This is a genomic window from Pseudomonas sp. WS 5079, from assembly GCF_012985465.1.
Lineage (GTDB): Bacteria > Pseudomonadota > Gammaproteobacteria > Pseudomonadales > Pseudomonadaceae > Aquipseudomonas.
In genome coordinates this window covers 328,436-354,333 of the sequence record NZ_JAAQWN010000003.1, presented here as the reverse complement: position 1 = coordinate 354,333, position 25,898 = coordinate 328,436, and the positions used below count along the sequence as shown (strand labels likewise).

Here is a 25,898-nt window from a genome sequence, read left to right as displayed (position 1 = left end):
AAGCATCGCGGGCAAGCCCGCTCCCACATGGGATCGCATAACCATGTGGGAGCGGGCTTGCCCGCGATAGCAATCTAAAGAGCGATGCCGTTATTCGGCGATCAACCAATCCATCTGCCAGCCACCCTGGGTCTGCCCCAGTTTCTTTGACAGCCACGGCAGCAGCTCACGCAGTTCCTCCTCCAGCCCCCACGGCGGGTTGGCAATCGCCAGGCCCGAGCCGGTCAGGGTGTTGGGCGTGTCCAGCGGATGCACCAGCAATTCCACACGCAGCAGCTTCGGCGCGCCGGTGCCGGCCAGGTCCTGGTAGAAGCGGCGCAACATGCGCTGATCCTTCACCGGGTACCAGATCGCGGCGACCGTCTGGCGCATGCGGCCCACGGCTTCCTTGAGGGAGGCGGCGCAGCGCTGCATCTCGTCGAGTTGCTCGAACGGTGGGTCGATCAGCATCAACGCGCGCTTTTCCGGCACCGGCAGCAAGGCCCGTGGCACGTGCCAACCTTCGCCCAGATGGACCTTCACACGCCGATCGCCCTTCATGTTGTCCTTGAGCAACACACCGTCTTCGGGGTGTTTTTCGTTGAGCAGTACGCGGTCCTGGGGCCGGGTCAGGCGCCGCGCCAGCTCTGGCGAACCCGGGTAATAGCGCAATTGGCCATCCGGGTTCATCTCGTGCAGCACCTGCATGTAGTCGGCGGTCAGCGCCGGCAGGTCCGCCTCGCCCCACAGGCGGGCGATGCCTTCCAGGTATTCACCGGTGCGGTTGGCCTGGTCGCCTTGCAGGTCGTACAGACCAATCCCGGCGTGGGTGTCGAGATAGGCAAACGGCTGCTCCTTGCGCGACATCAGGGCGATGAGGCGGGTCAAGGTCAGGTGTTTGAAGACATCGGCATGGTTGCCGGCGTGAAAGGCGTGACGATAATTCATGGTTGCTCCTGCGCAGGGGGCGAAGTTTACCTTTTACGCGGGCAAAGGTGCAGGGCTGCATGCTGGGCGGTGCTTATGTCGCAAATGTAGGAACAGCAGCGAAAACGTTCTAGCGAGTTATGTGCGAGCGGGCTTGCCCGCGATGCAGGCGACGCGGTATTACCCGTACTCTGCGCTGATGCCATCGCAGGCAAGCCAGCTCCTACCTTATCCGGGGCTGCCCCATGCAATCCAGGGAGGTCAGTAACACTCATGAAAGACGCCACAATCGCATTGCATCACGGCTTCAAGTCGGACCCGACCACCAAGGCCGTCGCCGTGCCGATCTACCAGAACGTCGCGTTCGAGTTCGATAACGCCCAGCACGGCGCCGACCTGTTCAACCTCGACGTGCCCGGCAACATCTACACACGGATCATGAACCCCACCAACGATGTGCTGGAGCAGCGCATGGCGGCGCTGGAAGGCGGGATCGCGGCCCTGGCCGTGTCGGCGGGCAGCGCGGCGATCCACTATGCCATCCAGGCCCTGACCCGCGCCGGCGACAATATCGTCTCCACCCCGCAGTTGTACGGCGGCACCTACACCCTGTTCGCCCACCTGCTGCCGAGCTTCGGCGTGGACGTGCGCTTCGCCCGTGATGACTCGGCCGAGGCCATCGCCGAGCTGATCGACGACAACACCAAGCTGGTGTACTGCGAAAGCATCGGCAACCCGGCCGGCAATATCGTCGACCTGCAGGCCCTGGCCGACGTCGCCCATGCCCGTGGCGTACCGCTGATGGTGGATAACACCGTCGCCACACCGATCCTGTGCAAGCCGATCCAGTTCGGCGCGGACATCGTCGTGCATTCCCTGACCAAGTATGTCGGCGGCCACGGCAACTCCCTGGGCGGGGTGATCGTCGACAGCGGCACCTTCCCCTGGACCGACTACCCGCACAAATTCCCCGGCCTCAACCAGCCGGAGCCGGCCTACCACGGTGTGGTGTACAGCGAAAAATTCGGCCCGGCGGCCTTTATCGCCCGTGCCCGCACCGTACCGCTGCGCAACACCGGCGCAGCCTTGGCGCCAATGAACGCCTTCCTGCTGCTGCAAGGCCTGGAAACCCTGGCCCTGCGCATGGAGCGCCATACCGAGAACGCGCTGAAAGTCGCGCAGTTCCTGCAAGCCCACGAGCAGGTGGAATGGGTCAGCTACGCCGGCCTGCCGGATCACCCGCACCATCACCTGGCGCAAAAGTACATGCAGGGCAAACCCTCGGCGATCCTGTCCTTCGGCCTCAAGGGCGGCTATGCGGCCGGTGTGCGTTTCTACGATGCGCTGCAAATCTTCAAGCGCCTGGTGAATATCGGCGATGCCAAATCCCTGGCCTGCCATCCGGCGTCCACCACCCACCGGCAGATGAACGAAGACGAGCAAGCCAAGGCCGGGGTACGCCCGGAGATGATCCGCCTGTCGGTGGGTATCGAGGCGATTGAAGACCTGCTCGATGACCTGCAACAGTCACTGAACGCCTGATTCACCCGCGCACGCAGCCAGGCAAGGCTGGCGTGGCTGCGTGCGCTACAGGCAATTTCAGTAAATCCCGACACAAAAAAAGGCCCGCCATCCAAGGATGCGGGCCTTTTTCAGTTCACCTGGCCATCAAGGCCAATACGAACGCCTCATTTGTTGAGGTTGTAGTCTTTCTCGGCAGCAGTGAAGCGCTCAACCATACCGGCAGTCGGGGCGCCCATCTTGCTCACGAAGTAGATCGCCAGGCTGGCGAACAGGAAGCCTGGGATGATTTCGTACAGACCCAGCAGTTCGAAGTGTTTCCACACGATCACGGTGATCGCGCCGACCAGGATCCCGGCCAGTGCGCCGTTGCGGGTCATGCCTTTCCACAGGACCGAGATCAGCACCACAGGACCGAACGCAGCGCCGAAGCCGGCCCAGGCGTAGCTCACCAGGCCCAGTACGCGGTTTTCCGGGTTGGCGGCCATTGCGATCGCGATCAACGCCACTACCAGCACCATGATCCGGCCGACCCATACCAGCTCAAGCTGGGACGCGCCCTTGCGCAGGAAAGCCTTGTAGAAGTCTTCGGTCAGGGCGCTGGAGCACACCAGCAGTTGGCAGCTCAGGGTGCTCATCACGGCAGCCAGGATGGCCGACAGCAGCACGCCAGCAATCCACGGGTTGAACAGCAGCTTGGCCAGTTCGATGAACACACGCTCAGGGTTTTCGGTCACGGGACCGGCGACTTCAGGGTGTGCCGAGAAGTAGGCAATACCGAAGAAGCCTACCGCCACGGTGCCGGCCAGGCACAGGATCATCCAGGTCATGGAGATACGACGGGCATTGGCAATCGACTTGACCGAATCCGCCGCCATGAACCGCGCGAGGATGTGCGGCTGGCCGAAGTAGCCCAGGCCCCAGCCCATCAGCGAGATGATGCCGATGAAGGTGGTGTTTTTGAGCATGTCGAAGTTGGTTGGATCGTTCGCTTCGATAGCCAGGAACGTGGTATCGACACCGCCGGTGGCCAACAGCACGATGATTGGCGTGAGAATCAACGCGAAGATCATCAGCGTGGCTTGTACGGTATCTGTCCAGCTCACTGCCAGGAAACCACCGATGAAGGTGTAGGCAATCGTCGCCGCAGCACCGGCCCACAGCGCAGTCCCGTAGGACATGCCAAAGGTGCTTTCGAACAGACGCGCACCCGCGACGATGCCGGAGGCGCAGTAGATGGTGAAGAACACCAGGATCACTACCGCCGAGATAATCCGCAGCAGGCCGCTTTTGTCTTCAAAGCGGCTGGAGAAGTAGTCCGGCAGGGTCAGGGCGTCGCCGTTGTGTTCGGTCTGCACGCGCAGGCGACCGGCCACAAACAGCCAGTTCAGGTAAGCACCGACGATCAGGCCGATGGCGATCCAGCTTTCCGACAGGCCCGACATGTAGATGGCGCCCGGCAGGCCCATCAACAACCAGCCGCTCATATCCGAGGCGCCAGCCGAGAGTGCGGTAACGACGCTGCCGAGGCTGCGACCACCGAGGATGTAATCGGAAAGGTTATTGGTGGAGCGATAGGCCATGAGACCGATCAGCACCATTGCGGCGATGTAGATCACAAATGTGATCAGGGTTGGATTACTTACGCTCATTGAGTTACGCCCTGGCTTTGTTTTTATGTAGCGGCGGTCTGTCAGCTCTTGTAGACGAAGCTGCATGCCGCGCATTTATGACTGACGTTTCCCCAGGAAAGCCATCAGCCGATGAACCGAACTTTACAATTGGTTGCACCTTGGCCGCGAATGCTATTCAACAAAGCAAATAAGGTGCAACCAGTTTCTTGAGAATTAGTTGCACCTGTAGGCGTTTTTCGGCAAATGGCAGTTTTTTGCTCCTTTTCGGAGCAAGAACAGCCAAATCCAGAAGTAAATGCACCAACAGCAAGCCGATTCCGTCGAGTGAAAATGAATTCTGACGAGCAGTGCGGATTTCCTGAAGAAAATGGGTTGCACCCGGTTGCACCTCGTACGGCGCAAAGCTAATCTTGCCGCCAGCTGATGCCACGCAGTAGTGGCACCCATGAGGATAAAAATATGGCTACGACCACCCTTGGGGTCAAACTCGATGACCCGACCCGCGAACGCCTGAAGGCCGCCGCGACCTCCATTGATCGCACGCCGCACTGGCTGATCAAGCAGGCAATTTTCAATTACCTGGAGAAACTGGAGGGTGGTGCAACCCTGACCGAACTCAACGGTTCGGGCCTCAAGGACGCAGACGACGCCGGTGAGGTGCAGAACGACCACGCCCACCAGTGCTTCCTCGAATTTGCCGAAAGCATCCTGCCGCAATCGGTGCTGCGTGCCTCGATCACTGCCGCCTACCGCCGCCCTGAGCCGGAAGTGGTGCCGATGCTGATCGAGCAGGCCCGCCTGCCGGCCCAGATGGCCGAAGCCACCAACAAGCTGGCCGCCTCGATTGCCGAAAAACTGCGTAACCAGAAGAGCGCCGGCGGCCGTGCCGGTATCGTCCAGGGCCTGCTGCAGGAATTTTCCCTGTCGTCCCAGGAAGGCGTGGCGCTGATGTGCCTGGCCGAAGCGCTGCTGCGCATCCCTGACAAGGGCACCCGTGACGCGCTGATCCGCGACAAGATCAGCACGGGCAACTGGCAGCCGCACCTGGGCAACAGCCCGTCGCTGTTCGTCAACGCCGCCACCTGGGGCCTGCTGCTGACCGGCAAACTGGTCGCCACCCACAACGAGGCCGGCCTGACCTCCTCCCTGAGCCGCATCATCGGCAAGAGCGGCGAGCCGATGATCCGCAAGGGCGTCGACATGGCCATGCGCCTGATGGGCGAACAGTTCGTCACCGGCGAAACCATCGCCGAAGCCCTGGCCAACGCAAGCAAGTTCGAAGCCAAGGGCTTCCGCTATTCCTACGACATGCTCGGTGAAGCTGCACTGACCGAACACGATGCACAGAAGTACCTGGCCTCGTACGAACAAGCCATTCACTCCATCGGCAAAGCCTCTCACGGCCGTGGGATTTATGAAGGCCCGGGCATCTCCATCAAGCTGTCGGCCCTGCACCCGCGCTACAGCCGTGCCCAGTACGAGCGCGTGATGGACGAGCTGTACCCGCGCCTGCTGTCCCTGACCCTGCTGGCCAAGCAATACGACATCGGCCTGAACATCGATGCCGAAGAAGCCGACCGCCTGGAGCTGTCCCTGGACCTGCTCGAGCGCCTGTGCTTCGAGCCGCAACTGACCGGCTGGAACGGTATCGGTTTCGTGATCCAGGCCTACCAGAAGCGCTGCCCGTACGTGATCGACTACGTGATCGACCTGGCACGCCGCAGCCGTCACCGCCTGATGATCCGCCTGGTAAAAGGTGCGTACTGGGACAGCGAGATCAAGCGCGCCCAGGTCGAAGGCCTGGAAGGCTACCCGGTCTACACCCGCAAGGTGTACACCGACGTTTCCTACATCGCCTGCGCACGCAAGCTGCTGTCGGTACCGGAAGTCATCTACCCGCAGTTCGCCACGCACAACGCCCACACCCTGTCGGCCATCTACCATATTGCCGGCCAGAACTATTACCCCGGCCAGTACGAGTTCCAGTGCCTGCACGGCATGGGTGAACCGCTGTACGAACAGGTTGTAGGCAAGGTTTCCGAAGGCAAGCTGAACCGTCCGTGCCGCGTGTACGCTCCGGTCGGCACCCACGAAACACTGCTGGCCTACCTGGTGCGTCGCCTGCTGGAAAACGGCGCCAACACCTCATTCGTCAACCGGATCGCCGACCAATCCATCTCGATCCAGGAGCTGGTGGCCGATCCAGTGGCCAGCATCGAGCAGATGGCGACGCTGGAAGGCGGCTTCGGCCTGCCGCACCCGCGTATCCCACTGCCGCGCGACCTGTATGGCAGCGAGCGCGCCAACTCGGCCGGTATCGACCTGGCCAACGAACACCGCCTGGCGTCGCTGTCCTGCGCCTTGCTGGCCACCGCGCACAACAACTGGAAAGCCGCGCCGATGCTCGGCTGTGCTTCGAGCAATGAAGCCGCTGTGCCGGTACTGAACCCGTCCGACCTGCGGGATGTGGTCGGCCATGTCCAGGAAGCCACGGTCGAAGACGTGGACAACGCGATCCAGTGCGCCCTCAACGCCGCACCGATCTGGCAGGCCACCCCACCGGCCGAGCGCGCCGCGATCCTGGAACGTGCCGCCGACTTGATGGAAGGCGAGATCCAGCCGCTGATGGGCCTGCTGGCCCGCGAAGCCGGCAAGACCTTCGCCAACGCCATCGCCGAAGTGCGTGAAGCCGTGGACTTCCTGCGCTACTACGCAGTGCAGGCGCGTAACGACTTCACCAACGACGCCCACCGCCCACTGGGCCCGGTAGTCTGCATCAGCCCATGGAACTTCCCGCTGGCGATCTTCAGCGGCCAAGTCGCCGCCGCACTCGCCGCCGGCAACCCGGTACTGGCCAAGCCGGCCGAACAAACCCCGCTGGTTGCCGCGCAAGCCGTGCGCCTGCTGCTGGAAGCCGGCATCCCTGAAGGCGTGCTGCAACTGCTGCCGGGCCAGGGCGAAAGCGTCGGTGCCCGCCTGGTGGGTGATGATCGCGTCAAAGGCGTGATGTTCACCGGTTCCACCGAGGTGGCGCGCCTGCTGCAACGCAACGTCGCCGGACGCCTGGATGCCCAGGGCCGCCCAATCCCGCTGATCGCCGAAACCGGTGGCCAGAACGCGATGATCGTCGACTCCTCGGCCCTGACCGAACAGGTGGTGATCGACGTCGTGTCCTCGGCCTTCGACAGTGCCGGCCAGCGTTGCTCTGCCTTGCGCGTACTGTGCCTGCAGGAAGATTCGGCAGACCGCGTCATCGAAATGCTCAAGGGCGCCATGGCAGAATGCCGTCTCGGCAATCCGGAGCGCCTGTCCGTGGATATCGGCCCGGTAATTGACGCCGAAGCCAAGGCGGGCATCGAGAAACACATCCAGGCCATGCGCGACAAGGGTCGCACCGTGTATCAGGTGGCAATCGCCGACAGCGAAGAAATCAAGCGCGGCACCTTCGTGATGCCAACCCTGATCGAGCTGGAAAGCTTCGACGAGCTGCAACGGGAGATCTTCGGCCCGGTCCTGCACGTGGTGCGCTACAAGCGTAAGGAAATCGACCAGTTGATCGGTCAGATCAATGCTTCTGGCTACGGTCTGACCCTGGGCGTGCACACCCGTATCGACGAGACCATCGCCAAGGTGATCGACAACGTCCATGCCGGTAACGTCTACGTCAACCGCAACATCGTCGGGGCCGTGGTCGGCGTGCAGCCATTCGGCGGCGAAGGCTTGTCGGGCACCGGTCCGAAAGCCGGTGGCCCGCTGTACCTGTACCGCCTGCTGTCGACACGTCCTACCGATGCGATCGAGCAATCCTTCGTACGGGGTGACGCACTGGCCGCGCCGGATGTACGTCTGCGTGACGCCATGAGCCAACCGCTGACCGCCCTGAAAACCTGGGCCGAGAGCAATAAGTTCAGCGACCTGGGCGCCCTGTGCAACCAGTTCGCCGCGCAATCGCAAAGCGGTATCACCCGCCTGCTGGCCGGCCCGACCGGCGAGCGCAACAGCTACGCCATCCTGCCCCGCGAGCACGTACTGTGCCTGGCAGAGGTGGAAGGCGATCTGCTGGCGCAACTGGCGGCGGTATTGGCTGTAGGCAGCTCGGCGGTATGGCCGGAAACTGACCTGACCAAGGCGCTGTTCCCACGGCTGCCGAAGGAAGTTCAGGCGAAGATCCAGCGCGTGGCCGACTGGACCAAGGACGAAGTGATCTTCGATGCGGTCCTGCACCATGGCGATTGCGACCAACTGCGCGGGGTTTGCCAGCAAGTGGCGCAGCGTAGCGGCGCGATTGTCGGGGTCAACGGCCTGTCTTCGGGCGAAACCAACATTGCGTTGGAGCGCCTGGTGATCGAACGTGCATTGAGCGTCAACACCGCTGCGGCGGGTGGTAACGCAAGCTTGATGACCATCGGCTAATCAATCCAGTGGGGCACCTGCAATGGGTGCCCCACTGCATTGCATCGGTCGAAACCGGATAAATGTGGGAGCGGGCTTGCCTGCGATAGTGGCGGGTCAGCCAAGCAAATATTGCCTGGCCTACCGCCATCGCCGGCAAGCCAGCTCCCACATTGACCGCGTCATACCTTTGCGCTGTGTTTTGCTGCTCCATCACCCAGATCAATCTTGCTATCGCGCCTCTATTCGCGCACTTAGACTGCGGCCTATTCCCACATAGGTAAGCCGCCATGTCCGAGACGCTCCTCAGTTCCCGCAATCTGGCTTTCGAGCTGTATGAAGTCCTCGATGCCGAGGGCCTGACCCAGCGCGAGCGGTTTGCCGAACATAATCGCGAAACCTTCGATGCCGCCATCGGCACTGCCCGCAGCATCGCCGAAAAGTACTTCGCCCCGCACAACCGCAAAGGTGACGAAAACGAACCGCGCTACGAAGACGGCCAGGCGATCCTGATCCCGGAGGTGAAACCTGCCGTGGATGCCTTCCTCGAAGCCGGCTTTCTGAATGCGGCGCGCAGTTTCGAAGCCGGGGGCATGCAACTGCCGACACTGCTGTCCCAGGCCTGCTTTGCGCATTTCCAGTCAGCCAATGCGGCTTCCACCTCGTACCCGTTCCTGACCATGGGCGCGGCCAATCTGATCGAAAGTTTTGGCACCGAGGAGCAGAAGCAGCGTTTTCTGCAACCGATGATCGAAGGCCGGTTCTTCGGCACCATGGCCTTGACCGAGCCCCATGCCGGCTCGTCGCTGTCGGATATCCGCACCCGCGCCGAGCCGGCGGCGGACGGCACCTACCGGCTCAAGGGCAACAAGATCTTTATCTCCGGTGGCGACCACCCGCTGTCGGAAAACATCGTGCACATGGTCCTGGCCAAACTGCCGGATGCGCCCGCTGGGGTGAAGGGCATTTCGCTGTTTATCGTGCCCAAGTTCCTGGTCAACGAGGACGGCAGCCTGGGCCCGCGCAATGATGTGCTGCTGGCCGGACTGTTCCACAAGATGGGTTGGCGCGGCACCACTTCGACGGCGCTGAATTTCGGCGATAACGGCGAGTGTGTCGGCTATCTGGTGGGCAAGCCGCACCAAGGCCTGGCGTGTATGTTCCAAATGATGAACGAGGCACGGATTGGCGTCGGCATGGGCGCGGTGATGCTTGGCTACGCCGGTTACCTGTATTCCCTGGAATACGCCCGGGAACGCCCGCAAGGCCGCCTGCCGGACAGCAAGGACCCGAACACCGCACCGGTGTCGATCATCCAGCACGCCGATATCAAGCGCATGCTGCTCACGCAAAAAGCCTATGTGGAAGGCGCCTTCGACCTGGGCCTGTACGCCGCGCGGCTGTTCGATGACACCACCACCCTGGACAACGAAACCGCGCGCAAGCAGGCCCATGAATTGCTCGATCTGCTGACGCCGATCGTCAAGTCCTGGCCGTCGGAGTTCTGCCTCAAGGCCAACGAACTGGCGATCCAGATTCTCGGCGGCCACGGCTACACCCGCGAATACCCGGTGGAGCAGTACTACCGCGACAACCGTCTGAACCCGATCCACGAAGGCACCCACGGCATCCAGTCCCTGGACCTGCTGGGGCGCAAGCTGGGGCAAAACGGCGGCGCGGGCTTGAAACAGTTGATTCGCCTGATCGCCGAGACGGGCGCACGGGCGCAGGAATATCCGTCACTCACGCCATTGCGCGAGCCGCTGGATCAACTGGTGGCACGCCTGCAAAGGGTGACCCTGGGACTGTTGACGGATCTCGCCCAGGGCAAGGTCAACAGCAGCCTGGCGAACTCGGCGCTGTACCTGAAAGTGTTTGGGCATACGGTGATTGGCTGGCGCTGGCTGGAACAGGCGATCCGCGCCGAAGAAGGGCTGGCCAGGGGCAATGCGGCGGATGTGGCCTTCTATAAAGGCAAGCTGCAAGCGGCCCGGTACTTCCTGACGTGGGAAGTACCGGGCTGCCATCATGAACTGTCGATCCTGGAAACTCGGGACGATACGTGCCTGGCCATGCAGGATGAATGGTTCTGATCAGGGCTGGCCGATGGCCTTGGCAATCACGTCGACCGTGGCGCTGACTTGCTCTTGGTAACGGTCGAGTTCCTGCTGGTGACGCTGCTGCATCTCGATCTGCTCGGCACATAGATTCAGCGCCGCCAGCACCAGCAGTTTGTCGCCGATCAGGGTCGGGTACTTCTGCTTGGTGGTGGCCAGGGACGCCTTGAGCAGGGTCACGGCCTTGAGCAGGGTGTTGTCTTCCCCGTCCGGTGCCTTGATCGAGTAATCCTCACCGAGAATCGAAACGACCTTTATCCCTTCACTCATGCGCTCACAGGACCTGCGCTCACACGCTCAACCAACGCCTGGATACGGGCTGCGGTGGCGCCCTGCTTTTCTTCCTGTTCCATCAGGTTCAGTTGCAAGCTGTCGTTCTCATCCTTGGCGCGGGCCAGTTCCGCCTTGAGGGATTCGTTGGTGCCCAGCAATGCTTGATTCTGCTGCACCAGGTCACTGACCAGTTGTTCCAGTTGGCTGAGGGATGTTTCTAACATTTTGAATTCTCGGGCTTTTTCAAAGGGCGGTGACGATAAAGAAAATTCACCGTGGAAGCCAGGGTTATCCTGGCGCGCAGCCCCGATTTCACGGGTCAGGCCACGCTGTGGAGCCTTAGTGACTGCATTTACGCCATCTGGTTCCTGAATCCATTCCAATGCGCGCAAGGTGCGACAAAAGCGCGCAGCCCCTCAAGACTTTAGTCGTATGTCCGATAGGTCATGCTTACCCCGCCTCAAAGCCGCACGGATCGCGCCTCTCCCAGGACCATTGCATGTCTCTTCGTAATATGAATATCGCGCCGCGCGCGTTTCTCGGCTTCGCGTGCATTGGTGCGCTGATGTTGTTTCTCGGTATTTTTGCGCTGAACCAGATGAGCAAGATCCGTGGCGCCACCGAAGACATCACCCTGCGCAGCGTGCCGAGCATTCGCGCGCTGGACGACTTCACCCAACTGACCCTGCGCCTGCGCGTGCTGTCCTACCGCTTGCTGACCAACCGCGAGCCGGATGTGCAACAAAAGACCCTGGAAGCCTTTGAATTGCGCAACCAGCAGATTCGTGCCGCCCAGAGCGTGTACGAAAAGCTGATCGACAGCCGCGAGGAGCGCTCGGCCTACGACGATTATGTGCGCCTGCTGGGCCAGTACCGGCAGATCGAAGAGCGGATGAAGAGCCTGTCGCGCAACAATCAGACCGAAGAGCTGCGCACCTTGCTCAACACCGAACTGCTGAGCAACTCCGAGGCGGTCAACGCGGTGCTGACGCGCCTGCTGGACATCAACAACTCGATGGCCAACGACAGCAACCAGAAAGCTGCCGATCAATATGATTCAGCCTTTGACCTGGTAGTGGCCCTGCTGGTGCTGGCCACGGCGCTGACTGTGCTGTTTGCCTGGTTGCTGACCCGCAGCATCACCCTGCCCATTGCCCAGGCCCTGGACGCCGCCGAGAACATTGCCGAAGGCAACCTGACCCAGCCGATCAAGGTCGATGGCGACGACGAAGCCGGCCGTCTGTTGCGCGCGATGAATAAAATGCAGGAGAAATTGCGCGACACCCTGCAGCGCATTTCCGGCTCGGCCACTCAACTGGCCTCGGCTGCCGAAGAGCTGAACGCCGTCACCGACGAAAGCGCCCGTGGCCTGACCCAGCAGAACAATGAAATCGAGCAGGCAGCCACCGCTGTCAACGAGATGACCAGCGCCGTCGAAGAAGTCGCGCGCAATGCGGTCAGCACCTCCGAGGCCTCGAAAAACGCCACCACCTCGGCGGGCGATGGCCGCGACCTGGTGCAAGAAACCGTCAGCGCCATCGAACGCATGAGCGGCGATGTACAGGGCACCGCCACCCTGATCGGCGCCCTGGCCGAAGAATCGCGGGATATCGGCAAGGTGCTGGATGTGATTCGCGGCCTGGCCGACCAGACCAACCTGCTGGCCCTGAACGCCGCCATCGAAGCGGCGCGTGCCGGGGAAGCCGGGCGTGGTTTTGCGGTGGTTGCCGATGAAGTGCGGGCCCTGGCCCATCGCACCCAGCAATCGACCAGTGAAATCGAGCGGATGATCGGCAGTATCCAGGCCGGCACTGAACAGGCGGTGGACTCGATGCGCAACAGCACCGAGCGCGCCGAGTCGACGCTCAATATCGCCAAAGGCGCAGGGATGTCCCTGGATACCATTAACAGCGCGATTATCGAGATCAACGAGCGCAACCTGGTGATCGCCAGCGCCGCCGAAGAGCAGGCCCAGGTCGCGCGGGAAGTGGACCGCAACCTGGTGAACATCCGCGACTTGTCGGTGCAATCGGCCACGGGCGCCAGCCAGACCAGTGCGGCCAGCGGCGAGTTGTCACGCCTGGCGGTGGATTTGAATGGGATGGTGGGGCGTTTCCGCCTCTGAAATACAGTCACCCCCTGTAGGAGCTGGCTTGCCTGCGATGGCAGCGCCGCGGTGAGCCTGATTCACCGCGGCGCTGCCATCGCAGGCAAGCCAGATCCTACAAAAGCTTTTTGACAGCGCAGCAATTCAACAGGTTAGAATCGCTGGCACGCAGACTGCATGGTCAGTCTGCGCCTCGCCTTAATTCCGGAGTACTGCCTTTGAATGCGACGACCATCAACAGCCTGTTCTTGATCGGCGCGTTGCTGGTAAGTGCGAGCATTCTGGTGAGTTCTCTTTCGTCCCGCCTGGGGATCCCGATCCTGGTGATTATCCTGGCCGTGGGCATGATCGCCGGCGTCGATGGCGGCGGGATCATTTTCGATAACTACCCTACCGCGTACCTGGTGGGCAACCTGGCATTGGCAGTGATCCTGCTCGATGGCGGCTTGCGGACCCGGGTCGCGAGCTTTCGCGTGGCACTGTGGCCGGCCCTGTCGCTGGCGACCGTGGGGGTGTTGATAACCACCGGCCTCACCGGCATGGCGGCGGCCTGGCTGTTTGACCTCAATATCATCCAGGGCCTGCTGATCGGCGCCATCGTCGGCTCCACCGACGCCGCCGCCGTGTTCTCGCTGCTGGGCGGCAAGGGCCTGAACGAACGGGTCAGCGCCAGCCTGGAAATCGAATCCGGCAGCAACGACCCGATGGCGGTGTTCCTCACTGTAACCCTGATCGACATGCTCGCCAGCGGCCAGACTGGCCTGCACTGGAGCCTGTTGACCCACCTGATCCGCGAATTCGGGATCGGCGGCATTATCGGCCTGGGCGGCGGTTGGTTGATGCTGCAACTGGTCAACCGGATCAACCTGGCAAACGGCCTTTACCCGATCCTAGTGATCGCCGGCGGCCTGTTCGTCTTCGCCTTGACCAACGCCCTGCACGGCAGCGGCTTCCTCGCCGTGTACCTGTGCGGCCTGGTGATCGGCAACCGTCCGGTGCGCAGCCGCCACGGCATCCTGCATATGCTCGACGGCATGGCCTGGCTGGCGCAGATCGGCATGTTCCTGGTGCTGGGGCTGCTGGTCACGCCCCATGACCTGCTGCCCATCGCCCTGCCGGCCCTGGGCCTGGCGCTGTGGATGATCCTGTTTGCGCGGCCGCTGTCGGTGGCGGTTGGCCTGCTGCCGTTCAAGGCGTTCCATGGCCGCGAAAAAGTGTTTATCGCCTGGGTCGGCCTGCGCGGCGCGGTGCCGATCATTCTTGCGGTGTTCCCGCTGATGGCCGGCTTGCCCCATGCCCAGCTGTATTTCAACCTGGCGTTCTTTATCGTGCTGGTGTCGTTGCTGGTGCAGGGCACCAGCCTGCCGTGGGTAGCCAAGCTCTTGAAAGTAACGGTACCGCCCGAGCCCGCGCCGATTTCCCGGGCGGCCCTGGAAGTACACGTCACCAGCGAGTGGGAGTTGTTCGTCTACCGCCTGGGTGCCGAGAAATGGTGCATCGGCGCCGCCCTGCGCGAGCTGAAAATGCCCGAAGGCACGCGGATCGCCGCCCTGTTTCGCGGCCAGCAACTGCTCCATCCGTCGGGTAGTACGGTGCTCGAAGCCGATGATTTGCTGTGCGTGATCGGCCATGAACACAATCTCGCCGCCCTCGGCAAGCTGTTCAGCCAGGCGCCGCAACGGGGCCTGGACCTGCGCTTCTTCGGCGACTTCGTGCTCGAAGGCGACGCCCAGCTGGGCGCGGTGTCGGCGCTGTACGGGCTCAAGCTCGACGGCATCGATCCGGACATGCCGCTGGGCCAGTTCATCACGCAGAAGGTCGGTGGTGCCCCCATCGTCGGCGACCAGGTGGAGTGGAACAACACCATTTGGACAGTCGCCGTGATGGACGGGAACAAGATCGGCAAAGTCGGCGTCAGATTCCCCGAAGGAAGTCGCCCGGCCCCCGGACTCTTCCTCTAAACTGCGGGGCGACGGTGTGCCATTGGCCATCAACACGCCCCCTATTCTTCATCTTGTTCGACCGGTCTCTATGACAATCCTGCGCACTTTTTTAGCCACTGCCCTGCTGGGCCTGAGTCTCTGCGTCAGCCCGGTGTTCGCCGCCGACCCGCCAAGCATCGAGAGTGTGCAACAGACCCTGGACAAGCTGCCGGACCGCAAGCTGCCCGACGCCGACATGAAGGCGCTGCAAAATGTGTTGCAGCAGACCCTGACGTTGCTGGGCAACAAGCAGGACTACGAGCAACGCCTGAGCGATCTCAAGCGCCAATTGCAAGACGCGCCACGCCAGACCACGGAAAACGCCCGTGAACTGGCCCGGCTCAAGGCCACCAAGGTGGTCCCGGTCGCCCAGCGCTACGCCAGCCTGCCAGTGCCGCAGCTCGAACAACTGCTGGTGCAGCGCAGCACCCAGCAAGGCGACCTACAAAAGGAGTTGGCCGACGCCAACAGCCTGAGCATCGCCGCCCAAACCCGCCCCGAGCGTGCCCAGACCGAAATCAGCAACAGCCAGACGCGCATCCAGCAGATCAACGGCATCCTCAAGGCCGGCAAGGACAATGGCAAACCGCTAAATGGCGACCAGCGCAACCTGCTGAACGCCGAACTGGCGGCGCTCAACGCCTTGATCCCGCTGCGCCGCCAGGAGCTGGCGGGCAACAGCCAACTGCAAGACCTGGGTAACAGCCAACATGACCTGGCGGTGGAAAAAACCGCGCGCCTGGAGCAGGAAATCCAGGACCTGCAAACCCTGATCAACCAGAAACGCCTGGCCCAGTCCCAGGAAACCGTGACCCAGCAGTCCATCGAAGCGCAGAAAGCCGGTGGCAGCAGCCTGCTGGCTACGGAAAGCGCAGCCAACCTGAAACTCTCTGACTACCTGCTCAAAAGCACCGACCGGCTCAATGAGCTGACCCAGCAGAACCTGCAAACCAAACAGCTGCTGGACAACGTGACCCAGAGCGATTCGGCCCTGGACGAGCAGATCAACGTGCTCAAGGGCAGCCTGCTGCTATCGAAGATCCTCTATAAACAGAAACAGGCCTTGCCGCGCCTGAAGGTCGACCGCGACCTGGCCGACGATATCGCCAACATTCGCCTGTACCAGTTCGAGGTCAACCAGCAGCGCGAACTGATCAGTTCGCCCAGCACCTACGTCGACAACCTGCTGGCCAACCAGCCCGAGGACCAAGTCACGCCACAGTTGCGCCGCACCCTGCTGGAGCTGGCCGTGACCCGCAGCGACCTGCTCGAACGCCTGAGCCGGGAGTTGAGCGCGCTGCTCAACGAATCCATCACCCTGCAACTGAACCAGAAACAACTGCTCAGCACCGCCGCCAGCCTGCGCGCGACCCTCGACGAACAGATGTTCTGGATCCCCAGCAACAAGCCGCTGGACGTCGAATGGCTCGAAGGCGTGCCCAACCGCCTGAGCAAACAGGTCGACACCCTGCCCTGGGCCTCCAGCCTCAGCGAACTGTATGACGGCCTGGCCCAGCGCCCGCTGCTGTTCCTGCCCCTGCTGCTATTGATCGGCGCGCTGTTGTGGCGGCGCAACAGCCTCTACGAGCGCCTGAAAAAAATCCATATGGATATCGGGCACTTCAAGCGGGACAGCCAGTGGCACACTCCGGTCGCGATCCTGGTGAATATCCTGCTGGCCTTGCCGGTAACCCTCGGCCTGGCGCTGTGCGGCTACGCCCTGCAGATCGATGCACGCGGGCAGAACGCCAACCTGGGCATGGCCCTGGTGCAAATTTCCCAGGCGTGGCTGGTGTTCTACACCGCCTATCGCATCCTCGCGCCGGGTGGCGTGGCCGAATTGCATTTCCGCTGGGAAAAACCCCAGGTCGAGTTTCTCCAGGGCTGGATCCGCAAGCTGGGGCTGGTGGTGCTGGCGCTGGTGGCCGTGGTGTCCATCGCCGAGCACCAGCCGGCAGCCCTGGCCGATGATGTGCTGGGGATCGCCGTAGTCCTCACCTGTTATGGGCTGATGGCCTGGCTGCTCAGCCGCCTGCTGCTCAACAGCCCGACCCATGAAAAGGCCTCGCTGTTTCGCAAGGTCGTCGGCGTGGCGTTTACCGCGCTGCCCATCGCGCTGTTTATCGCCGTGTGTTTTGGCTACTACTACACCGCGCTCAAACTCAGCGACCGCCTGATCAACACCCTGTACCTGCTGATGTTCTGGCTGGTGATCGAAGCCACCTTCGTCCGTGGCCTGGGTGTTGCCGCGCGGCGCCTGGCCTATGCCCGGGCACTGGCCAAACGCCAGGCCGCCAAGGAAGCCGGCGACGGCGAAGTGGTGATCGAGGAACCGACCCTGGATATCGAGCAGGTCAACGAACAATCCATGCGCCTGATCCGCCTGGCCCTGCTCGGCGGCTTTATTGCGGCGCTGTACTGGGTCTGGTCGGACCTGATCTCGGTGTTCTCCTACCTGGACAACGTCACCCTCTACGAATACACCAGCGGCACCGGCGCCAATATCAGCATGGTGCCCATCAGCATCGGCGACATGCTGGGCGCGCTGATCATCATCGGCATTACCTTTGCCCTGGCGCGCAACCTGCCGGGCCTGCTGGAAGTACTGGTGCTGTCGAAGCTGGACCTGGCCCAGGGCACCGCCTATGCCACCACCACCCTGCTGTCGTATGTGATCGCCGGCGTGGGCTTTGTGTCGACCCTGTCGACCCTCGGGGTGAGCTGGGACAAGTTGCAATGGCTGGTGGCCGCACTGTCGGTGGGCCTGGGCTTCGGCATGCAGGAGATTTTCGCCAACTTTATCTCCGGCATCATGATCCTGTTCGAGCGCCCGGTGCGCATCGGCGACACCATTACCATCGGCAACCTGTCGGGCACGGTGAGCAAGATCCGCATCCGCGCCACCACCATCACCGACTTCGACCGCAAGGACATCATTGTCCCGAACAAAACCTTCATCACTGGGCAACTGATCAACTGGTCGCTGACCGACACCATCACCCGGGTGACCCTCAAGCTCGGCGTGGACTACGGCTCCGACCTGGACCTGGTGAAGGAATTGTTGCTCAAGGCCGCCAGGGATAACCCACGGGTATTGAAAGACCCGGAACCCCACGTGTACTTCCTCAACTTTGGCGAAAGCACCCTGGACCACGAACTGCGCATGCATGTGCGCGACCTCGGCGACCGCAACCCGGTCATCGATGAGGTCAACCGCTTCATCAACCGCGAGTTCAAGAAGCAGAGCATCAACATTTCGTTCCGCCAGATGGAGGTTTACCTGAAGAACCTGCACGGCCAGGAATACAAACTGGTGGAAATCGAGCCCTTGAGCAAGCCGGCCAATGACGGCTCGCCGCAACCCACGCCGCCGGCCAAACTCGACTAACCGCGCTATCCCCAGCAGAATGCTCGGACATTCTGCTGGAGATGGCCGGTGAAAGCCCTCGACGACCTGACCTTCGACAACCGCTTCGCCCGCCTGGGCGACGGTTTCTCAACCCACGTATTGCCCGAGCCCATCGACGAGCCGCGGCTGGTGGTGGCGAGCAACGCCGCCATGGCCCTGCTGGACCTCGATCCAGCCGTCGCCCAGACGCCAGTGTTTGCCGAACTGTTCGGCGGCCACAAGCTGTGGGCCGAGGCCGAACCGCGGGCGATGGTCTATTCCGGGCATCAGTTTGGCTCCTATAACCCGCAACTGGGGGATGGTCGCGGCTTGCTGCTGGGCGAGGTATATAACGCGGCGGGCGAACACTGGGACTTGCACCTCAAGGGCGCCGGGCAAACGCCTTACTCGCGCATGGGCGATGGCCGCGCGGTGCTGCGTTCGTCGATCCGCGAGTTTCTCGCCTCCGAAGCCTTGCACGCCCTGGGTATCCCCAGCAGCCGCGCCCTGTGCGTGATCGGCTCCGACACCCCGGTATGGCGCGAGAAGCAGGAACGCGCGGCCATGGTCCTGCGCCTGGCGCCGAGCCATATCCGCTTTGGGCACTTCGAATACTTCTACTACACCCAGAAAACCGAGCTGCACCAGCAACTGGCCGAGCATGTGCTGAAGTTGCACTTCGCCCACTGCCAGGAGCAACCCGAGCCGTACCTGGCGATGTTCCGCGAGATCGTCGAGCGCAATGCCGAGTTGATCGCCAAATGGCAGGCCTACGGCTTTTGTCACGGGGTGATGAACACCGACAACATGTCGATCCTGGGCATTACCTTCGACTTCGGGCCGTTTGCCTTCCTCGATGACTTCGACGCTCACTTCATCTGCAACCACTCCGATCACGAAGGCCGCTACTCCTTCAGCAACCAGGTGCCCATCGGCCAATGGAACCTCAGCGCCCTGGCCCAGGCGCTGACGCCGTACATCAGCGTTGACGCCCTGCGCGAGACCCTGGGCCTGTACCTGCCGCTGTACCAGGCCCACTACCTGGACCTGATGCGCCGCCGCCTGGGCCTGACCACCGCCGAGGACGATGACCAGAAACTGCTGGAGCGCCTGCTGCAACTGATGCAAAACAGTGGCGTGGACTACACCTTGTTCTTCCGCCATCTGGGCGACGAATCCGCCGCACTGGCCGTGGCGCGCCTGCGCGATGACTTTGTCGACCGCGCGGGCTTCGATGCCTGGGCCGACGACTACAAGGCCCGGGTTGAGCGCGACGGCACAGGCAGCGAGGCAGAACGCCGCGAGCGCATGCACGCGGTCAACCCGCTGTACATCCTGCGCAACTACCTGGCGCAAAACGCCATCACCGCCGCCGAATCAGGTGACTACAGTGAAGTGCGAAGGCTGCATGAGGTATTGAGCCAGCCATTTGAAGAACAGGCCGGGATGGAGCAGTACGCGCAACGGCCGCCCGATTGGGGCAAGCATTTGGAGATCAGTTGTTCGTCCTAGGATCAAAAGCGCAGCGTGCTCACGCCACGTTAGTCTTCACTGTCGCCTATTCGTCTGGCCTTGATAATCCCCGTGACGGGCGCCAGATTGAGCCCATAGGCCACACCCAAGGAGCCCATCATGTCCGATTCTCTTGTAATCCCCTGCCCACACTGCAACGCCCTCAACCGCATCCCCCACGAACGCCTGGGCGATGCCCCAAAGTGCGGGCGCTGCAAGCAGCCGGTGTTGCTCAGCAAACCGTTTGAATTAAGCCAGGGCGATTATTCCAGCCAGATCAAGGGCGATTTACCGCTCCTGTTGGATGTGTGGGCCGAATGGTGCGGGCCGTGCAAGTCGTTTGCGCCGGTGTTTGAACAGGCGGCCGGGCAGCTGGCCGGCAAGTGCCGGCTGGCCAAGCTCGATAGCGAGGCCAACCAGCAGCTTTCGGCGCAATTGGGCATTCGCTCGATTCCCAGCCTGATCCTGTTCAAGAACGGCCGGGAAGTGGCGCGCCAGAGCGGGGCATTTGCGTTACCGCAACTGATGAGCTGGTTGCGTAGCCAAGGGGTGTAACCCTGTAGGAGCGGGCTTGCCCGCGATGGCGAGGGGCAGCTTGATGGATATGCAAGCTGGCACACCGTCATCGCAGGCAAGCCAGCTCCCACATCGAGCGTGCTCATCCTTGATGATCAGGCGTTTTCCAGCAGGTTATGCAACTCCACAAACTGCTGGGTCAGCTTGTGGCGCGGGTCGAGGTGGATCAGCGGTTTGCTCTCCTGGTGGGATTCGCGCATGCGCACCGAACTGGCCAGGTACACCGGCAGTACCGGCAGGCCCTCGGCGATCAACTCGTCCAGCATCTTCTGCGGCAGGCTCGCCCGGGCCTGGAACTGGTTGACCACGATGCCTTCCACTTCAAGGCCTTCGTTGTGGTCCTCCTTGAGCTCTTCGATTTCCGCCAGCAGGCCGTACAGCGCCTGGCGCGAAAAGCTGTCGCAATCGAAAGGGATCAGTACACGATCAGCCGCGATCAACGCCGAAACCGCATAGAAGTTCAGGGCCGGCGGGGTATCCAGGTAAATCCGGTCGTAATCCTCGGCCAGTTCATCCAGCAGCTTTCGCAGCTTGTTGATCTTGTGCTTGGCCTCGAGCTTGGGCTGCAGGTCCGCCAGTTCTGCGGTGGCGGTGATGACGTGCAGGTTGTCGAACGGGGTTTCGTAGATATCCACCTGGTTTTTCTTCGAAAACGGCCCGGATGACAGGGTCTGCTTGAAGAAATCGGCAATGCCCATGGGAATATCGTCACCCGTCAGCCCTGTCAGGTACTGGGTCGAGTTGGCCTGTGCATCGAGGTCCACCAACAGGGTTCGATAGCCTTCGCTGGCGCTGACCGCCGCCAGGTTGCAGGCAATGCTGGACTTGCCAACGCCACCTTTTTGATTGAACACCACGCGCCGCATGGAAAAACCTCCGTGTATCAATGAATGCCCGAGTGTAGAGGGCAAAAGCGCCCGCTCGCTACCTTGATCAAGCTTGTACTACAGCATCTGAAGACGGATCCCGCATAACTATCTCGTAATACGCCAACCAATAAAGAGTTGCCTGACACCAGCCCCCCGTAGCCATTGGCGGACAATCACTGATTCTTTTCGGCGAATTTGTAAATTCTCGTGAACAATTCTTTACCAAAGTTTGCTAGAACCCCACCGCACCCGGATAATGCGCGCCACTCGGCCATCGCGCCATGCCCCGGTTTTATGGGCAATTTGCAGCACAAGGAAGCCCGCAGGGGCGGGAAATCTTCTCAGTGATCAACTTCAACATCGCCCAATGGCGCGCCTGGGCCCCTGGGCTCGACAGCGTGGATGCCTGGCGCGACTGGTGCCAGGCCCCAGTGTTGGTGGCCCAAAGCGATGCCGCGCCCGATGTGTCGTTCCTGCCGGCCATGCAGCGCCGGCGCCTGAGCCGCCTGGCCCGGATGGCCTTCAGCGTCGGCTGGCCCTTGGCCGACGGCCTGCAGGACCTGCCGCTGGTATTTGTCTCGCGTCATGGCGAAACCCCACGCACCCTGGACATTCTCAGCGACCTGGCCAACGACCAGCCGCTGTCGCCCACCCAATTCAGCCTGTCGGTACACAATGCGGTGATTGGCCTGTGGTCGATCCTGCGTAACGAAACCAGCGAAATGACCGCCCTGGCAGCCGCGGGCGACGGCCTGGAGCACGGCATGCTCGAAGCCGCAGCCCTGCTCAACGAAGGCGCGCCGGCCGTTCTGCTGGTGATTACCGAAGAGCAGCCACCCCTGGCCTACGCGCGGTGGATCGATGATGTGCCGTTCCCCTACGCCCTGGGCCTGCTGCTGACCCCAGGCGACGAATGGCAACTGGCGCTGCACACCACAACGGTCCAACCCACCGAGACCCAGTGGCCCCACGCCCTGAACCTGCTGCGCACCCTGCTCACCGAGCAAGGTGCCTGCCAACATGCCTGGAAGAACCGAGTATGGAACTGGCAACGCAAACCCTGACCGACAAGCCCCGGGACGCCTACTACTGGCGCCTGTTCGCCACGGCAGCCAGCTTCGTGCTGTTCGGCGTGGGCGGCTTGTGCCTGCGCCTGCTGGTGTTCCCGCTGCTCAGTTGCCTGCCAGGGGACGCCCGGCAGCACCAGCGCCGTGCGCGCCTGACCGTCGGGCAGTTGTTCTGGTTCTTTATCAACATGATGTACCGCGCCGGCATTCTCACCTACAGCGTCGAAGGCGCCGAAAAACTCGGGCGCCCCGGGCAGATGATCATCGCCAACCACCCGTCGCTGATCGACGTCGTGGTGCTGATCGGTCTGGTACGCCAGGCCAATTGCGTGGTCAAGCAGAGCCTGTGGCAGAACCCTTTCACCCGTGGCCCCGTGAATGATGCCGGCTATATCAGCAACGATGGCAGCATCGACATGCTCGATGCCGCCGCCAGTGCCCTGCGAGGCGGCCAGACCCTGATTATCTTTCCCGAAGGCACCCGCACCGTGCCGGGCAAAGCCCCGGCCTTTCATCGCGGGGCCGCCGCCATCGCCCTGCGCGGTGCGACAATCATCACCCCCGTGGTGCTCAAGGTCAGCCCGACCACGCTGACCAAGGCCGAGCCCTGGTATCGCATCCCCAACCGCCGCTTTCACTTCAGTTTGCGGGTGGGTGCCGATATAGACCCACAGGTGTTTGCCTCACAAGGGCCACCACCTCAGGCCTCACGCAAGCTCAACGATTATCTGCATCACTATTTCATTAAGGAGCTCGCCGAAGATGAGCAACCCCAACAGCCTTGAACACGAAATCAAAACCCTGATCATCGAGGCCCTGGGCCTGGAAGACATCGACGCCTGCGACATCGGCAGCGAGCAAACCCTGTTCGGCGAAGGCCTGGGCCTGGATTCGGTAGATGCCCTGGAATTGGGCCTGGCGATCCAGAAAAAGTACGGCATCAAGATCGATGCCGACGCCAAGGACACCCGCAATCACTTTATCAACGTGGCCAGCCTCGCGGCGTTCGTCACGGCCCGACAGGCAGCTTGAGACCCGACCATGCAAACTCGTGACGATATCTTCAACACCCTGCGCGACGCCCTGGTGGAACTGTTTGAACTGGAGCCTACGCGGGTCACCCTCGACGCCAACCTGTACCAGGACCTGGAAATCGACAGCATCGATGCGGTGGACCTGATCGACCATATCAAGCGCCAGACCGGCAAGAAAATCGCCGCCGAAGAGTTCAAGGCCGTGCGTACGGTCAATGATGTGGTCGAGGCGGTCTACCGTCTGGTCCAACCGGCCGCATGAGCCGGCTGATCGGCCTTGGCCTGTTGCTGGTAGGGCTGCTGTACCCTTTCGCGGTGTATTACGGCACGGAGCATTTCGCCCCGTGGCAATTCGGCCTGCTGCTGGCGAGCCTCTGGCTGCTGCGCGCGCTGACCGGCCCGCGGCGTCCCGGCAGCGGCTGGATGGCCGGCGTGGCGCTTGTGTTTTGCCTGCTGCTGGCCTGGTTCGACAACCCGCAGTTGCTGCGCTGGTACCCAAGCCTGGTCAGCATCTTCATGCTGGCGCTGTTCGGCCTGAGCCTGAAGTACGGCCCGCCGATGGTCGAGCGCCTCGCGCGCCTGAGCGATCCGCATCTGCCTGAAAAGGCCATTGCGTACACGCGCCAGGTCACCGTGGTGTGGAGTGGGTTTTTCTTGTGTAACGGCCTGCTCGCCGCTGCGCTCACCTTGTGGGCACCGTTGAGCTGGTGGACGTTGTACAACGGCCTGATCGCCTATGGGCTGATGGGGTTGTTGTTCGCCGTGGAATGGCTGATACGACAAAGGGTTCGAGGCCGCGTATGAATTGGGTCAATCTTGAGCATCTGTTGCTTGAGCCTGTGCAACTGCGTTCGGTCACCACTGAACCTGCAATGAACCACGCACAACTGTGCGAACGGGCCCTGAGCCTGGCGGCCGGGCTCAAAGCCCGTGGCATCCAGCGCCTGGCCGTGCACCTGAGCGACGCCGGCGAGCTGGCGATTGCCCTGCTGGGCGCCTGGCGCGCCGGGGCCAGTGTGCTGCTGCCCGCCGACCTGCAACCCCAGACCCGCCAACGCTGGGCTACTGCGGTCGACGCCTGGCTGACCGAAGCGGGCGACCTGGAGGCGCTCTACCACCCGCCGCTCGCCGCCGCAGCCCTGGACCTGGACGCCTGCCAATTGGGCCTGTGCACCTCCGGCTCCAGCGGCGCGCCCAAGCGCATCGACAAGACCCTGCGCCAACTGGCCAACGAGGTACAGGCCCTGGAAGCCTTGTGGGGCGCCGACCTGGGCCGCGCGTGCATCGTCGGCAGCGTCGCTACCCAGCACATCTATGGCCTGTTGTTCCGCGTGCTGTGGCCGCTGTGCGCCGGTCGCAGCTTTGTGCGCCAGCAACTGCCGTTCCCCGAAGACTTGCAGCGCGTCAGCCGCCAGCACCCGCATTTCGCCTGGGTGGCCAGCCCGGCCCTGCTCAAGCGCATGGGCGATAACCTCGACTGGACGGCCTTGAGCACGGTCAAGCGCGTGTTCTCCTCCGGAGGCGCGCTGCCCGCCGATGCTGCCGACAGCCTGCACCAACGCCTGCACCAGTGGCCGACCGAGATCCTCGGCAGTTCGGAAACCGGCGGCATTGCCTGGCGCCAGGGCCACACGCCCTGGCAGCCGTTTGCCGATGTACGCCTGACTCAGGATGCCGATGGCGCCTTGTGCATTGCCTCGCCGTACCTGCCGGCCGGGCATGTCGAGCAGACGGCCGATGCCGCGCAGATCCACGCAGATGGGCGCTTCGAACTGCTCGGGCGCCTGGACCGGATCGTCAAGCTGGAAGAAAAACGCATCTCCCTGCCGATGCTCGAACAGGCCCTGGCCGACCACGCCTGGGTCGCGGAAGCGCGCCTGGGGGTGGTCCAGGAAAACCGCGCGTCCCTCGGCGCCCTGGTGGTGCTCAGTGGCGACGGCCTGCACGCCCTGCGCAACCAAGGCCGGCGCAGCGTCACCCAAGCCCTGCGCCAGCACCTGGGCCAGCACTGCGAAGCCCTGGCGCTGCCCCGCCGCTGGCGCTTGTTGCGCCAGTTGCCGCTTACCCCCCAGGGCAAGCTACCCCAGGCCGATGTCGAAGCCCTGCTGCTGGCACCGCGCCCCAAGGCGCCGGAATTGCTGGCGCAAGTCGAGACCGACGGCGAATGGACCCTGCAACTGAGCATCCCGCCGGACCTGGCCTACTTCAGCGGCCACTTCCCTCACACCCCGGTGTTGCCAGGGGTGGTGCAGGTGGAATGGGCGTTCAACCTGGGCCAGCAACTGCTTGATCTACCGCCGACCTTTGCCGGCATGGAAGTGCTCAAGTTCCAGCAACTGGTGCGCCCTGGTGACGTGATCGAGCTGCACCTGCGTTTTGATCGCGAGCGGGGCAAGTTGTATTTCGCTTATCGCAATGACAGTGCGGCGTGTTCCAGCGGGCGGGTTTTGCTGGAGAATTCTCATGCATAGGTTGGGTGAGCGCACATTCCAAATGTGGGAGCTGGCTTGCCTGCGATGC

General features: G+C 62.4%; 20 protein-coding genes. 14 read left to right on the top strand and 6 right to left on the bottom strand.

The features are described 5' to 3' along the window. Positions 1-90: 90 nt before the first annotated feature. Complete coding sequence (gene rlmJ / locus HBO05_RS10335; protein ID WP_032862126.1) at positions 91-927, bottom strand: 23S rRNA (adenine(2030)-N(6))-methyltransferase RlmJ; 837 nt, start codon at positions 925-927, stop codon at positions 91-93. A gap of 252 nt (positions 928-1,179) precedes the next feature. Here rlmJ and HBO05_RS10330 point away from each other — a divergent pair, with 252 nt between their 5' ends. Next, positions 1,180-2,448 (top strand): aminotransferase class V-fold PLP-dependent enzyme, encoded by a 1,269-nt coding sequence (locus tag HBO05_RS10330; RefSeq protein WP_169952314.1) that lies wholly within the window; start codon positions 1,180-1,182, stop codon positions 2,446-2,448. Between the two features lie 146 nt (positions 2,449-2,594). On the opposite strand, the gene putP is transcribed toward HBO05_RS10330, so the two are convergent. Together putP and HBO05_RS10320 are read right to left on the bottom strand one after the other, a co-directional pair. Further along, complete coding sequence (gene putP / locus HBO05_RS10325; protein WP_169952316.1) at positions 2,595-4,079, bottom strand: sodium/proline symporter PutP; 1,485 nt, start codon at positions 4,077-4,079, stop codon at positions 2,595-2,597. A 157-nt stretch (positions 4,080-4,236) separates the two neighbouring features. Continuing rightward, on the bottom strand, positions 4,237-4,491 hold the full coding sequence (locus HBO05_RS10320; protein ID WP_172312384.1) for a hypothetical protein: 255 nt from the start codon (positions 4,489-4,491) through the stop codon (positions 4,237-4,239). 29 nt (positions 4,492-4,520) lie between these two features. Between HBO05_RS10320 and putA the strand changes: the two genes are divergently transcribed. Together putA and HBO05_RS10310 are read left to right on the top strand one after the other, a co-directional pair. Continuing rightward, positions 4,521-8,474, top strand: coding sequence for a trifunctional transcriptional regulator/proline dehydrogenase/L-glutamate gamma-semialdehyde dehydrogenase (putA, locus tag HBO05_RS10315; RefSeq protein ID WP_169952318.1), 3,954 nt, complete (start codon positions 4,521-4,523; stop codon positions 8,472-8,474). A 269-nt stretch (positions 8,475-8,743) separates the two neighbouring features. Next, positions 8,744-10,546: an acyl-CoA dehydrogenase gene (locus HBO05_RS10310; protein WP_172312548.1), complete on the top strand. Its 1,803-nt coding sequence runs from the start codon at positions 8,744-8,746 to the stop codon at positions 10,544-10,546. On the opposite strand, the gene HBO05_RS10305 is transcribed toward HBO05_RS10310, so the two are convergent. Beyond that, positions 10,547-10,840 (bottom strand): cell division protein ZapA, encoded by a 294-nt coding sequence (locus tag HBO05_RS10305; RefSeq protein ID WP_172312546.1) that lies wholly within the window; start codon positions 10,838-10,840, stop codon positions 10,547-10,549. It abuts the gene before it with no gap. Beyond that, complete coding sequence (locus HBO05_RS10300) at positions 10,837-11,067, bottom strand: hypothetical protein (protein WP_029299225.1); 231 nt, start codon at positions 11,065-11,067, stop codon at positions 10,837-10,839. The genes HBO05_RS10305 and HBO05_RS10300 overlap by 4 nt, the downstream gene beginning before the upstream one ends. 275 nt (positions 11,068-11,342) lie before the next feature. On the opposite strand from HBO05_RS10300, the gene HBO05_RS10295 reads away from it, so the two are divergent. The 5 genes from HBO05_RS10295 to trxC all read left to right on the top strand — a co-directional run bounded on the left by HBO05_RS10295 (position 11,343) and on the right by trxC (position 20,387). Beyond that, the gene (locus HBO05_RS10295) at positions 11,343-12,968 is read left to right on the top strand and encodes a methyl-accepting chemotaxis protein (RefSeq protein ID WP_169952324.1); all 1,626 of its coding nucleotides are present in this window, start codon (positions 11,343-11,345) and stop codon (positions 12,966-12,968) included. Positions 12,969-13,168: 200 nt separating this feature from the next. Further along, a complete protein-coding gene (locus HBO05_RS10290; protein WP_029299228.1) occupies positions 13,169-14,911 on the top strand; it encodes a potassium/proton antiporter in 1,743 nt (580 codons plus the stop codon). Between the two features lie 70 nt (positions 14,912-14,981). Continuing rightward, entirely contained in the window at positions 14,982-18,320 is a 3,339-nt protein-coding gene (gene mscK / locus HBO05_RS10285; protein ID WP_172312544.1) for a mechanosensitive channel MscK, read from the top strand. Between the two features lie 48 nt (positions 18,321-18,368). Continuing rightward, positions 18,369-19,832 (top strand): protein adenylyltransferase SelO, encoded by a 1,464-nt coding sequence (locus HBO05_RS10280; RefSeq protein ID WP_172312542.1) that lies wholly within the window; start codon positions 18,369-18,371, stop codon positions 19,830-19,832. Between the two features lie 120 nt (positions 19,833-19,952). Further along, positions 19,953-20,387, top strand: a complete 435-nt coding sequence (gene trxC / locus HBO05_RS10275; protein ID WP_172312540.1) for a thioredoxin TrxC — start codon at positions 19,953-19,955, stop codon at positions 20,385-20,387. Between the two features lie 116 nt (positions 20,388-20,503). On the opposite strand, the gene HBO05_RS10270 is transcribed toward trxC, so the two are convergent. Beyond that, entirely contained in the window at positions 20,504-21,274 is a 771-nt protein-coding gene (locus HBO05_RS10270; RefSeq protein ID WP_169952333.1) for a ParA family protein, read from the bottom strand. 347 nt (positions 21,275-21,621) lie between these two features. Between HBO05_RS10270 and HBO05_RS10265 the strand changes: the two genes are divergently transcribed. Genes HBO05_RS10265 through HBO05_RS10240 form a run of 6 tightly spaced genes read left to right on the top strand, consistent with a single transcriptional unit; the run spans position 21,622 to position 25,849 of the window. Next, on the top strand, positions 21,622-22,341 hold the full coding sequence (locus HBO05_RS10265) for a beta-ketoacyl synthase chain length factor (RefSeq protein ID WP_169952335.1): 720 nt from the start codon (positions 21,622-21,624) through the stop codon (positions 22,339-22,341). Next, the gene (locus HBO05_RS10260) at positions 22,317-23,129 is read left to right on the top strand and encodes a lysophospholipid acyltransferase family protein (protein WP_172312538.1); all 813 of its coding nucleotides are present in this window, start codon (positions 22,317-22,319) and stop codon (positions 23,127-23,129) included. Before HBO05_RS10265 ends, HBO05_RS10260 begins: the two co-directional genes overlap by 25 nt. Further along, entirely contained in the window at positions 23,107-23,376 is a 270-nt protein-coding gene (locus tag HBO05_RS10255; protein WP_032862152.1) for a phosphopantetheine-binding protein, read from the top strand. Before HBO05_RS10260 ends, HBO05_RS10255 begins: the two co-directional genes overlap by 23 nt. Before the next feature lie 9 nt (positions 23,377-23,385). Further along, on the top strand, positions 23,386-23,640 hold the full coding sequence (locus tag HBO05_RS10250) for an acyl carrier protein (RefSeq protein ID WP_169952339.1): 255 nt from the start codon (positions 23,386-23,388) through the stop codon (positions 23,638-23,640). Further along, positions 23,637-24,182 (top strand): hypothetical protein, encoded by a 546-nt coding sequence (locus HBO05_RS10245; protein ID WP_169952341.1) that lies wholly within the window; start codon positions 23,637-23,639, stop codon positions 24,180-24,182. Before HBO05_RS10250 ends, HBO05_RS10245 begins: the two co-directional genes overlap by 4 nt. Further along, positions 24,179-25,849: an acyl-CoA synthetase family protein gene (locus HBO05_RS10240; protein WP_172312536.1), complete on the top strand. Its 1,671-nt coding sequence runs from the start codon at positions 24,179-24,181 to the stop codon at positions 25,847-25,849. The genes HBO05_RS10245 and HBO05_RS10240 overlap by 4 nt, the downstream gene beginning before the upstream one ends. Positions 25,850-25,898 lie beyond the last annotated feature (49 nt).